General features: G+C 60.7%; 10 protein-coding genes and 1 riboswitch. All 10 genes read right to left on the bottom strand.

Annotated features, from left to right (window positions below):
- On the bottom strand, positions 1-904 hold a 904-nt coding region (gene cobT, locus PHQ58_RS22095; protein ID WP_300115754.1), incomplete at its 3' end, for a nicotinate-nucleotide--dimethylbenzimidazole phosphoribosyltransferase.
- 46 nt (positions 905-950) lie between these two features.
- Positions 951-1,141: riboswitch (cobalamin riboswitch) on the bottom strand.
- 52 nt (positions 1,142-1,193) lie between these two features.
- The gene (locus tag PHQ58_RS22090) at positions 1,194-2,111 is read right to left on the bottom strand and encodes an HNH endonuclease (protein WP_300115752.1); all 918 of its coding nucleotides are present in this window, start codon (positions 2,109-2,111) and stop codon (positions 1,194-1,196) included.
- A gap of 45 nt (positions 2,112-2,156) precedes the next feature.
- Entirely contained in the window at positions 2,157-3,656 is a 1,500-nt protein-coding gene (locus tag PHQ58_RS22085) for a cobyric acid synthase (protein WP_300115748.1), read from the bottom strand.
- A 94-nt stretch (positions 3,657-3,750) separates the two neighbouring features.
- Positions 3,751-4,986 carry a Wadjet anti-phage system protein JetD domain-containing protein gene (locus tag PHQ58_RS22080; protein ID WP_367187361.1) on the bottom strand — a complete coding sequence of 412 codons (1,236 nt, stop codon included), beginning with the start codon at positions 4,984-4,986 and terminating at the stop codon, positions 3,751-3,753.
- Positions 4,979-8,347 carry an ATP-binding protein gene (locus PHQ58_RS22075; RefSeq protein WP_300115745.1) on the bottom strand — a complete coding sequence of 1,123 codons (3,369 nt, stop codon included), beginning with the start codon at positions 8,345-8,347 and terminating at the stop codon, positions 4,979-4,981. Before PHQ58_RS22075 ends, PHQ58_RS22080 begins: the two co-directional genes overlap by 8 nt.
- A complete protein-coding gene (locus PHQ58_RS22070) occupies positions 8,340-9,029 on the bottom strand; it encodes a DUF4194 domain-containing protein (protein ID WP_300115743.1) in 690 nt (229 codons plus the stop codon). The genes PHQ58_RS22075 and PHQ58_RS22070 overlap by 8 nt, the downstream gene beginning before the upstream one ends.
- A gap of 2 nt (positions 9,030-9,031) precedes the next feature.
- Positions 9,032-10,501: a DUF3375 domain-containing protein gene (locus PHQ58_RS22065; RefSeq protein WP_300115757.1), complete on the bottom strand. Its 1,470-nt coding sequence runs from the start codon at positions 10,499-10,501 to the stop codon at positions 9,032-9,034.
- Between the two features lie 20 nt (positions 10,502-10,521).
- Positions 10,522-10,935: a type II toxin-antitoxin system VapC family toxin gene (locus PHQ58_RS22060; protein WP_300115741.1), complete on the bottom strand. Its 414-nt coding sequence runs from the start codon at positions 10,933-10,935 to the stop codon at positions 10,522-10,524.
- A 7-nt stretch (positions 10,936-10,942) separates the two neighbouring features.
- Positions 10,943-11,200: a type II toxin-antitoxin system prevent-host-death family antitoxin gene (locus tag PHQ58_RS22055; RefSeq protein WP_300115740.1), complete on the bottom strand. Its 258-nt coding sequence runs from the start codon at positions 11,198-11,200 to the stop codon at positions 10,943-10,945.
- 166 nt (positions 11,201-11,366) lie between these two features.
- Positions 11,367-11,716, bottom strand: a 350-nt coding sequence (locus PHQ58_RS22050) for a type II toxin-antitoxin system RelE/ParE family toxin (RefSeq protein ID WP_300115737.1), incomplete at its 5' end; no start/stop codon positions are given.

The following is an 11,716-nucleotide window of genomic DNA, read 5'->3' as shown; positions in this document are numbered from 1 at the left end:
CATGACCCCGCTCGCCTGAGCGGTGGGCAAACACACAACGCTGCAACACCAGCGGCTGCAGGGCGTGAGCCACCAGCACGGCGCTGCTGGCGATGAAGCCGTCCACCACCACCACCCGGCGCTCGTGGGCGGCTTGCAGCACGGCCCCGACCATGGTGGCGATCTCAAACCCGCCCAAAGCCGCCAGCGCGTCCAGCGGGGTCTTGGCATCCGGGTGGCGCGCCAGCACTTCGCGCAACACCGCCGTTTTGCGCTGCACGGCGGGGGCATCCAGCCCGGTGCCGGCACCGGTGCACACCTCAATGTCCAACCCGGTCAGGCGAGACAACAGCATCGAAGCGGCCGAGGTGTTGCCAATGCCCATTTCGCCCAGCAGCAGCGCGTTGCCGGGCAGCTCTTTGACCAGCGCCACGCCGTGTTCAATGGCTTGCTGGCATTGCTCAGCCGTCATGGCGGCTTGCGCGCTGGAGTCTGCCGTGCCCTGCTCGGCCCCCACCGCCTTGCGCACCTGCAAGCCGGGGCGTTGGCTACCTGCGGGCAGACCAGCCAGAAAGTCATGTTTGACACCGCAGTCCACCACGGTGAGTGCAAGGCCGTTCAGGCGTGAGAACACGCTGACCGCCGCACCACCGGCCAGAAAGTTTTCCACCATCTGCCAGCTCACGTCGCTGGGAAAAGCCGACACGCCGCGTGCGGTGAGCCCGTGGTCACCGGCAAACACCACCATCTGGGCTTGGTCCAGCACCGGGTTTTGTGTGCCCAGAATCTGGCCGATCTGGAGCGCCAGATCTTCAATGCGGCCCAAAGAGCCCAGTGGCTTGGTTTTGTTGTTGAGTTTGTCCTGCAAGGCTGTGGTCAGAGCAGGCGAAGAGATGTCCGTCAGGACAGGAAGTGTGGTATTCATGGCAGTCCCCTGTGCGTGAATGGTGGAGGCGCTGCCCGGCCTTGCAGCACCCATAACAACATCAGGCCGGTCTTCTGGCTTGGAGTCAACTGCCTTCACGCACCTTCCCGGCTTGGCAGCCAGTGGCATTTGCGCGATGCATCGTCCTTACAGCGTTGGGCACGCGACGGATTCACACCGTCTTCCCGATTCTCCCGAGGTCAATGGCCTGCGGGCACCTGAAGCGTCGCATCATAGCAGCGCTGGCTGGCCTGAATTTATGGCGACCCAAGGTAGAAGTGCCAAAACGTCAAGAACTATTTCCCTGGAACCCGGACCGAGCCGCATTGGTCATCATGACCATCACTTCTTCTATTGATCGAGGTGGGCTGACGCTGTGAATCACGGCGTGGCAATTGGGACACACAGGGCGCAGATCCTTGATCGGATCGACCAAATGCTCAGCGCCAATAGAGGCCAGCGGTTCGATGTGATGCACATGAATGAACCCCACCATATCAGGCCCGTAGACAAGACCAAAATCAAATCCACAGACTGCACATTGACACCCGTGCGCTACTTTGCATTTTGTCTGCGCTTCGCGGCTGCGCTCGTAAGCATTCAACGTAACCTGGCGAACTGCACCTTCCACCAGTAGATCGGTTTTAGCAACCTCGTTCGGCACAGCGATTGCAGTTGTCACAAATGCATTGGCAAACAAATTGACACCCGCGCTGGCTTGTACCGACCGAGCGTACTGAATCAACCCTTCGCAATGACTTCGCTTGAATGGCGTACCCTTTCTTGACGTGCCCGAAATGCCAGTGGATGCATGTTGGACAAACCGCTTGTGCAGTGGTTCAAGCACAACAGCCACGGGCAAATACTCCAGAAGCGAACCGACAAACGCGCACAAAGGTTGTGGCAGTGATCTGTAGTGTGAGCTGACAAAGTTCGAACCGACACATGGCGCAGTTTCAATAGAGGCTGAAAGGTTGATCCGTAGCTTGCCATCGTTGAAAACAAGAGCTTCCACCTGACCCACATTTAGGCGAAAACCATTCGTAAAAAGGGTAACAGCCCAAGCATTCGGTGCGATCGCATCGACCGCATCAACGGTTGCAAGTAGCCGACCAAGGAGCGCCGTGCGCTCCTTTAAATCTGGACATTGCTGAACCATTACCGATTCAGCCACTTCAAGTCCACCGAGATTGTTCGCGATCTTCATTGAAGCTCCTTCTCGCACAAATTAGTGCAACCACTCAAGACTCGGTTATCTGCTTTTGTTCACCATGGAACCCAAACCATCCAACACTCCAACCTCAAAATACTGCTCCACGAAATCAGCCAAGCGCTCAAACACCGCATCCAGCGTGGGCACCAGGCCATTCAAACGGGCACCAAACAGAGCTTGCAAAACTGCAGGGTCTTCAAACAGGCCGTGCAGGTACAGGCCGAGCACATTGCCCTGCGCGTTGCACCAGCCCAGGCCGCCCGGCAACACCTCCAGCGCCACATTGCCCGCTTCGGCCATGGCCGGATGCTGCGCGGTCTGACCGTGGTGAATTTCATAGCCGCTGACTGGCACACCCGCCAAGGCTTGCCAAAATCCCGTCAGGGCCGAAAAACTGGCCCGCGTATGCCGCACGGTTTTGTCGGCCTCAAACACCGTCACCAGCGGCAGCAGGCCCAAGCCCGGCGCATTGCCGTCAATGCCGTGCTGGTCAACCAGCGCCTCGCCCAGCATTTGCAGACCGCCGCAGATACCCAGCACCGCCCCACCCTGGCCTGCATGCTGCGCCACTGCGGCATCCAGCCCTTGTGAGCGCAGCCAGGCCAGGTCAGCGCTGGTGGCTTTGGAGCCGGGCAGGATGATCCAGTCGGTGGGTTTCAGCCCCGCTAGCTCCGAGGGTGAGCGCACCCATTGCAATTTCAAACCGGGAATGTTTTTGAGCGGCTGGAACTCGTCCAGATTGCTGATGCGCGGGTAGGCGATGACGGCCACCGTCAGACTGACTGCACCTTTGGCGGTACTGCGGTCGTCAAAAACCCCATCCTCTTCCGGCAAACCGTGTTGCCACCACATCGGCAGCGTGGCCACTGTGGGCACACCGGTGAGTTCTTGCAGCATCTGCGGTGCCGGGGCCAGCAGGCTGGCATCGCCGCGAAACTTGTTCAGCACAAAACCCTTGATCAGCGCCCGCTCATCCTCTGGCAGCAGCGCCCAGGTGCCGTACAGGTGGGCAAAGGCGCCACCGCGGTCGATGTCGGTGACCAGCAGACAAGCGGCGTGGCAATGCTTGGCCACACGCATGTTGACAATGTCGCTACTCGAAAGGTTGATCTCCGCCGGGGAACCCGCACCCTCGATCACCACCACGTCGTTTTCGGCACGCAGTGCATCCAGGGCGGCAGCAATCTGCGGCCAGACCTTGAGACTGCGGCCACGCCAAGGCATGGCGGTCAATTCCTCACTGACCTGGCCCAGCAACACCACCTGGCTATGGGTGTCGGCCTCAGGTTTCAACAGCAGCGGGTTCATGCGCACCTCGGGTTCAGCCTTGGCGGCCAGGGCCTGGAAGTATTGCGCCGAGCCGATCTCACCCTGGCCGTTACTTGAAGCCACCACGCGCGCGTTGTTGCTCATGTTCTGCGCCTTGAACGGCGCAACCTTGAGTCCCAAACGGGCGTAGTAGCGGCACAGTGCGGTGGTCAGCCAGCTTTTGCCCGCGCCGCTGGTGGTGCCCAGCACCATGATGCAGCGGGCGCTCATGGGTGCATCTCCAGCACCATGATTGCTATAAACTTAGTAGCTACTTGTGCAGTATTTATAAGGGCTACAGGCCAATTATTTATATAAAACATCGTCATTCGCGTTCCGTGGTCAATAAAGCCGCTTTAACCGACTCAAAACCAATGCGCTCCTGCTCCAGCCGCAGCATGGGGCGCAAGCGCTGAGTCCGCAAGTCGTCAAACAGCGCGGCCTCATCGGCTTTCAATCGCGGCAAGTCGCGCCACACCGGCTGCGGCTCTTCGCCCCACTGGCTGGCGTGCGCCATCAAGGTGGCACGATCCATCAACAGCGACTGCACCTGCGGCAAACGGACGCGCAATTGATCCAGGATGGCAAAGCCGTGGGTGTCGATATCGCCCCAGTAAAACAGGCGGCAGTCGTGCAGCCAGCGGGCCTCGGCCAGCACCTCAAAACCATAACCTGCGCCAAAAATCACCAAGCTACCCGGCAGGGGCGGAAAGGCCAGAAAGTTGACCTCGTTTTCGGTCAAGAACACCCGGCTGACCGGCAGCTTGAGCCTGGCAAAGTCGGCCTGGGTCAGGGTGATGTCGTGCTCGGCCTCGGCGGGCAGCAGGCCCACACCAGCGTTTGCATCCAGCAGGCGAAAGCGCACGCGCAGGGGTTTGTCCTTGAAGCCGTAGCGTTGGCAGAACTGGCTGGCCCCAGTGGCGCTGGCCTCGATGGCCTGCGGCGGCAAGGCCAAGTCCAGCAGCTCAGCGAGCACACCCCGGTGCGCCTCGATGAACTTGCTGTCCACACCGGGCAGATCGACCTGGCGCAGATAGATGCCAGGGCGCGGGTGGGCTTGCAGCCAGGTGACCACTTGGAGCAGCCGTTCCCAGGCATCCGCCAAAGCCAGCGCATTCAGCGGGCGCTTCTCCAGCCAGGGCAGCAAGACGGGCTGCTGCTCACGGGTGTACTGCACCAGGGTGATGAAGCGCTTGGCCTCTTTTGGCTTGCCGATCAACGCCAAGGCATCGTCCTGGGTATCGAGCCAGACCTCGTCGGGCACGGCGCATTCCCCAAGCACGCGGTGGCGGAATTGGCGCGAGACGATGCGCCAGCGCGGCGCGCTGTCCGCAGGTGTGTTGCCGCCCAAGGCCTTCATCCATGCCCGCACATCGTCAAAGCGATCCGCCAGCTCAGTCGAGTTTGGCCCAGTGAGTCGCAAGCGCCGGGCGGGCATCACCTGCCCCAACACGCAGGGGCGCAGCAGCTCGCCTTTGTTCCAGAGCTTCTGGACTTGGGCGCGCAGGTCGGCGGGGGTAGTCCAGGTCATTGGCCTGCCTTGCCCGGTGGTTTCAGTCATCGCGCTCTCCTTTGTCCACCCTCACCCTCTCCTCCCGATACGCCTCAATACTCAAATTACGCAGCCGCGAATCCCGCCCCTCAAAGTTATGCACGAAACCCACGCTGGCGACAAAGGGTTCGATGATGTGGATTTTTTGTAGCGGGGTGACGATGAGCAGTTGCAGGTTGAGCTTCTCGAACAGTCGCAGCCCGTACTGAGCCGACTCGTCCGAGCCCCGGCCAAAGGCTTCGTCGATGACGACAAAGCGGAAGCTCTTGGAGCGGGTTTCGCCCCAGGCCAGGCCGAACTGGTAGGCCAGGCTAGCGGCAAGGATGGTGTAAGCCAGCTTTTCTTTTTGCCCGCCAGACTTGCCGCCCGAGTCGGAGTAATGTTCGTGCTCGCGGCCGTCTTCGCGCCAGCGCTCGCTGGCGGCAAAGACAAACCAGTTGCGCACGTCGGTCACCTTGGTCGTCCAGCGCCTATCAGCATCGGTCTGGCCTTCGCGGCCACGCAGGCGCTCGATGATGTGTTTGACCTGCAAGAACTTGGCTTCGGAATACTGGCTGTCTTGGCCTGCGCCCGCATCTCCACCCAGTGCGCCGTCCAGGCAGGTGCGCAACTCGGTTTGAAAGTCGCGCACCTCGGCATCGGTGGTGGTTTGCAGCTCCAGCGTGATGAAGCGTCCCGGGTTGTAGTCGATTTGCGTGAGCGACTGGTTGATGCGCTCAATGCGCTCATGGATGGTGGCGCGCTCCTTGTGGAGCTGTGAGTTGAAGTTGGCCACTTCGCGGATGGTGTTCTCGTTGAGTGAGCGTTTGAAGTCGGCCTCAAAACGGGGCAAGTCGTCGGCCACCAGGCGCTGCAACAGGGCGCGGTACTCACCCGCAGAGCCCACCGACACATCCAGCTCCTGCGTCTCCACCGGGAAGCGGTTGCTGAAACTGCGCATGGCATCGATGATTTTTTCTAGCACACGCCGGGCGCGGCCGTCTTCGGCATCGATGCGGGCTTGCAGGCCATCGCGTAGCTCACGCTCACGGGCATCGCACGACTCTACGGTCAACACCTGCTGGCCCTGCATCTCCTGCTGCAGGTTTTCCAGGCGCTGCACCTGCTGCGCGAACCCCTCGGAGGCCTGCGCCATCAAGGCCTCGGCATCGCGGCGCAAGCTCTGCGCATCGTCGATTTTTTGCTCGGTCTTAGAACGCTTGCCGCGCAGCTCAATCAGTTGCTCCTCGGTTTGGGCCAACTCGTCTTCTAGCGTCTTCAACTGCTGGGTCAACGCGGCCAACAGATCAGAGGCGGCTTCCAGCGCCGTACGCTCGTCTTGCAAACGCGCAATTTCGCGGGCATTGGCTGGCCAGTCCAAATCGCTGTAATCCTGAAACTCTTCCAGCTTGGCCAGGGCTTGCTGGCGCTTGCGTAGGGTGGATTGCTCCTGCTGCAAAGCACCAATCTTGGCACCAATGTCACCGAGGCGCGCCTCCAGCACCCGCATCTTGCCTTCCAACACACCCAGCTTGGTGCCGTTGCTCCAGCCCAGCACGTAGCGGCTGCGGTCGTCCAGGCGGTGGCGGTCGTCTTTCTCGTGGCGCTCGCCAGCCGCCTTGATCTGCCCGGCACGGGTGATGGCTTTGGGTTCGGCGCGAAACTGCTCTTGCGTGGTGCAGCAGGCGTAGTCAAAGCGGCGCGCCACTTCCAGCTCCAGCCAGGTGTAGAAGGGTGAATCAGGCTTGATGGCAATCTTGCGGACCAGCGACTGGGCATGCAGTTGGGGGCGTTCCATGCGCAGGTTGTCACGCACCCGGTAGTACACCAGCCGCCCTTTGAGGTGGGTGTCATCCACCCACTGCGCCACCTTGGCATAGTGGGCATCGGGCACAAGCAGCGAGAGTGCAAAGCTGTGTAACACGCGCTCGGCCGCGCCTTCCCAGTCGCGCGCGTCGTCGTGCACTTGCAGCAGCTCACCGGCAAACGGCATGCTGTCCTCGCGCAGGCCCAGGGCCTGGCACAGCTCCGTGCGCAGCTTGATGTAAAACAGGTCGACGTTGCTGCGCCGGGCACGCAGGCTTTTCACCTCGTCCGCCAGCAACTGGTGGTCTTTGCGCCCTTCGGCCAGTTCGACACCACGCTCGGTCAGCTCGTTTTGCAGTGCCGCCTCCTGCTGCGCATCGGCCACGCGACGCTGGGCGCAGGCTTGTTGCTGGGTCAGCAGCTCCTCGCGGTTGGCCACCGCCAGCAGGCCCAGGCTCAAACGCAGTTGATCGTAGCGCTGGGCATTTTTCTGGCGTTTGTTCAGCTCGGTTTGCTGGCGCGCGATGTCGGCCTCAATCTGCGCGATGCGGTCACCACCGCTCTGTGCGATGCTCAGACGCAGTTCACGCTCCTTGGTTTGCTGCTCGGCCTTGCGTGCTTGCAGGCGCTCCACCTTGGCGCTTTCATTGCCCAGGTTGGTCTGCAAGGTTTCCAACCTCAGGTCCAGCAGGGCGCATTTCTGGCTGGCAAACCAGGGTTTGAGCGCTTCGCGGCACAGGCGCAATTCGACCGAGCTGTCCAGCAACGCCGCGTGCTTGTCGCAATCAGCCACCAGCGGCCTGAGCAAGTCGACCTGCTGCTTGGCCTTGAGCACGGCGGCATGGGCGCGGCTGAGGTCGTCAAAGTGCGCCAGCAGCCCGGCAATGCGCGGGGCCACGTCAAACGGCTCCAACATGTGGTGGCGCACAAAGTCGGTCAGGTTGCCCACCGACTTCATCGACACGGTTTGGTGAAACAGCTCCAGCGCCTGCTCACCCATGTTGCCAAAGCGGCGGCGAAAGTGTGCGCTGTAGGGCGGGAAACTGTCAAACAGGCTGACCCCACTTTTGCGCAAGCGCGTGCGCAAAGCGGGCACGGCCGTGCCGAAGTCAGAAAAGTCTTCGGTCAGCGACAGCGCCTTGTCAGCCACAGCGTAAAAGCGCTCGGGCTGGCCAAACGTATCCTTCATCCAGAACACCTGGGCCAACGTCACGGTCTGGTCAAACCCGGCGTTGTGGAACACCCCCAGAATCACCGAATAATCGCTGGCCGAGCGCAGCGCCACCGGCTTGGCGTTGCCACTGGTCTCATTGCGCTCAGACTTGTAATGCCCCAGCACGTAGGAGCGCAGCGAGCGCTCCCGCGCATCGGCCCCGGCGGCCTTGTTGTAGGCAATGCGCTGGGCCGGGATCAGCAGCGTGGTGATGGCATCCACCAACGTGGACTTGCCCGAGCCGATGTCACCGGTCAGCAGCCCATTGCGGCCATCGAGCGCCAGCATCCAGACCCGTTTGTCAAAGGTGCCCCAGTTGAAAACCTCCAGGCGGGCCAGGCGAAAACCTGCAAGGGTGGTGGCATCACTCATCGTTCAGCTCCGCAGTGGCAGGTGCGGCCAGTTGCGCCTGGTACGCGGCCAGGCGTTGGTCAAAGTCCGCCAGCCACTGGGCATCAACAAACGCCTTGAGGATGCGGCGCACCTCGTACACCGGCTCTTGCGCGGCACGGTTTGAGGCGCCTTCTGCCGGAGCCTTGAGGCGGCGCACAAAACCCAGCTCAATGATCTTGTTCAACTGGGTTTCAATCTGGTCGATCAAGCGCGACTCGTTGGAACCGGCGGGCAAGAACACCCGCACCAGCTCCACCACCGCGCTGCGCGTCAAGATCAGCCGCGTGTCGCCGCCACTGGCATCAAACTCGGCCAGTTTTTTGCGCAACAGCGCCAGCAGCAGGCTGACCTGAAAGCTCAAGGGCTGGCGGCGCACCAGGCGCGGCAGCTTGGGGGCGCTGTCATCGTCTTGCGGCTGTGCACGCAAAAAAGCGTAACCCTCGGCCTCGTCCACCACCAGGTCCAGCGCCAGCACCGCCACGTAGTCGCGCACCCGGGCTTGTAATTGCAGCAAGGCGGCCCACTGGCTGGTGTCGTCTTCGCGGTACAGCACGCCCTTGAGCAAGGGGACGACCAAACTGGTCAGGTCGGGTTGCACAGCAAGCTTGGCTGTGGCGGCATCCAGCTCGGATGCCAAGGAATTCACTTCAAGGCCTTGCATGTTCAACTCCTGACAAAAATCACACGTGGCAAACGGGCGCGGCGGGTCACCCAGCCGCCAGCCTCATCCCCCACCTGCCACGCCACCGTGTCCCGCACAGTCTCATCCACCACCGAATTGGACGATTCGCTGGCCAGCTGCAGGTAGGCCACCAGTTCACTTAAACCTTGTTGCAGCGGGCGGGTATACAACAACTCGGCCAGCGTCACTTGGGGCTGCGTTTGCAGCGACTGGCGAATGTGGGCTGACAGTGCTGCCTTGTCCACCCGCACTTGTGAAAACAGCGCGGCAGCATCCAGGTCGCTATCACCCGCCTGCAAGGCCACGCTGGTCAGTACGGTTTGCATCGGTGGCTGGTACAGCGGGCGCTCCAGTGGCAGCTCCACCCCCGCGCCAATCTCATCGATCTGCATAAAGTCTGGCACGCGCAAAGCTGCCGGGGCCGTGTCACGCAAGGCCAAAGCCTTGCCTTCAATGCCGTGCAGAATGTCCATGATGCGGCGGTTTTCCAGCCAGGCTTTGTCATCCAGAAAACGGCGCAACTGTTGTGAGAGCTGGGCCACCGTGCGCTGGGCGTATTCACCAGCCTCCAGCCAGTCGTAGTGCACACGTTTGAGGCGCACATCGGGCTCCAGTGCAGACACCGGCGGCAAATCCAGCACCCGTGCAAGCAGCATGGTGAACTCTTCCTGGCGCGACTGCGACATCAAAAAGTCCCAAAACGCGCGAAAGCTCTTGCCCTGATCGGACTCGGCAATCGCATCACGCTCGCCCATGATCTCTTGCAGCAGCTCTCCCTTGGCCCCATCCCACAAGGCGATGCGCTCGCGCACCGTGCGGTCCAGCGTGCGAAAGTTGTGCTCCACCTCCCGAAAATCCGCCAGCAGCTCACGCGCCAGGCCGGTGAACTGCTGAAAGCGGTCTTTGAGCGCGGTGTCGTCCAGCAGGGCCATGTTGCCCTCCACCACGCGGGCGATTTCGGCATCGATGGCATCACGCTGTTTGTGCAACTCATTGATGCGCGCCTGCGGGTTGGTCTCGCTGCCATCGCTCATTTGTTTGAGCAGGCCAAACAGCGTGAGCAGGCGCGACTCGGTGCCGACAAAACTGCGGTCTGACAAGCTGCCCAGCCAGGCCAAGGCGCGTTCGGTGGGCGGGGTCAGATCAAAGTGCGGCTCGTCCGAGCCTGCCGGATAAAACTTGCGCAGCCAGCCCTTGTCGTTGGCGGCCCAGTCGTTCAGATACTCTTGCGCCGATTTGGGAAAGGCCTTGCTACCCAACTGCTCACGCAGGCCGTAGAGCGTGTCCTCCAGCGCCTCGGCCAGGTTGGACTGCGCCATGACGCGGACATTGGGCACGACAAACACGCGATGCAAAAAACTCGCCACCAGTGGTGCCGAATCCGCCGCCAGCAAGCGCCAGGCCGGGTGTTGGCGGCGCTGCATGTCGAGGGTGGTGTAGTCGAGTTGAATAGTTACTCCCTGGGGACAGGTCAAGCCTGAAAAGGATCTATCAGCTTGACACCGGTTCCAGCGAAGTCAGCCAAGTTACGAGTCACCACCGTCATTTTGTGCTCCAGCGCGGTGGCAGCAATCATGGCATCGCGTTCAGATTTTGGATTTGGCACATGCAACGCGGCACATAGCGTTGCAGTGTCTTGCGTGAACGGCAGTATGCGGCCAGAAAAACTGGCCTTCACACCATTGAGCCAGATGCGCAATGCGCTGCCTTGTGGCGGGGTGCGACGCTCCAAAGCCAAAACCCCTTTTTCAAGCTCAAGAATGCTGATGGCAGAAATAAACAAGTGGCGGGCAGGCTTGTCAGATGCCCATGCCCGCACTGCGCGAGACTGGTTTGGCTTGCCTTGCCGCAGTTCGGAAATAACGTTGGTATCAAGAACGTACATGGCCAGGTCAGAGGTTCGCGTTGCGCAGCTCCAAACTGAGCTTGCTTGGCTCAAATTCAATGCCCTCCCCGCCTGGAATCGCATCCATCAGCGCCAACAATGAAACTTCCTGCTTGCCTGTCAACTGGTAATAGTCTTCTATCTTGAGCAACGCAAAAGCTGGCCTGCCCCGGTCCGTAATGAGCACTGGCCCCTGTGCAGCGGCCCGCTTGGCGGCACCAACATCTCTAGTGAACTCACGGCTTGAATAAGTATGCACAGTCATATTGCTACCCCCGTTGAACTTGCATTGGAAAAATTGTCTGTATGTTATGACATTTTACAAACGGGGGCACTTGCGTCCACCGCTTAGCATTGTGTACAGCACGTCGAAATGTTTACCAGTCATACAGCGGGTGTTCAATCCGGCTTGATTTCATCCGTCCCGCCGATCACGGCAATGCAGGCCACAGCGACTGAAAATCAAATGAGAGCTGCCGGTGATGCCGAATCGCCAGCAGATAAATCGTGGTGTCGAAGCATGCGTACAGCAACAGGTCATTCGACATCACGTATTCACGAATTTCGCCATCCTTCGCAATGGCTTTGAGCTTGGCGTTCAAACCTGCGATGGCGTTGCTGACCTCCACGGAACGAATGGGCCGCTCGAAAAAACGCCTGCCCATGCGGGGAAAGCGCTCCAGGTTGGGAATGACGGTATCCGAGAGTTCATCCAGCAGCGCGTCAAAAGCCTGTGGTGCATCAGCCGCCAGCAAAAAGGCTTCGACCTCTTCAAGGTTGC

The organism is Rhodoferax sp. (assembly GCF_028688795.1).
GTDB lineage: Bacteria > Pseudomonadota > Gammaproteobacteria > Burkholderiales > Burkholderiaceae_C > Rhodoferax.
This window is presented reverse-complemented; position numbering and strand designations above follow the sequence as displayed.

Coding starts and splice junctions, on each gene's coding strand:
- PHQ58_RS22090 (WP_300115752.1), bottom strand. CDS start 2,111: ATGAAGATCGCGAACAATCTCGGTGGACTTGAAGTGGCTGAATCGGTA.
- PHQ58_RS22085 (WP_300115748.1), bottom strand. CDS start 3,656: ATGAGCGCCCGCTGCATCATGGTGCTGGGCACCACCAGCGGCGCGGGC.
- PHQ58_RS22080 (WP_367187361.1), bottom strand. CDS start 4,986: ATGACTGAAACCACCGGGCAAGGCAGGCCAATGACCTGGACTACCCCC.
- PHQ58_RS22075 (WP_300115745.1), bottom strand. CDS start 8,347: ATGAGTGATGCCACCACCCTTGCAGGTTTTCGCCTGGCCCGCCTGGAG.
- PHQ58_RS22070 (WP_300115743.1), bottom strand. CDS start 9,029: ATGCAAGGCCTTGAAGTGAATTCCTTGGCATCCGAGCTGGATGCCGCC.
- PHQ58_RS22060 (WP_300115741.1), bottom strand. CDS start 10,935: ATGTACGTTCTTGATACCAACGTTATTTCCGAACTGCGGCAAGGCAAG.
- PHQ58_RS22055 (WP_300115740.1), bottom strand. CDS start 11,200: ATGACTGTGCATACTTATTCAAGCCGTGAGTTCACTAGAGATGTTGGT.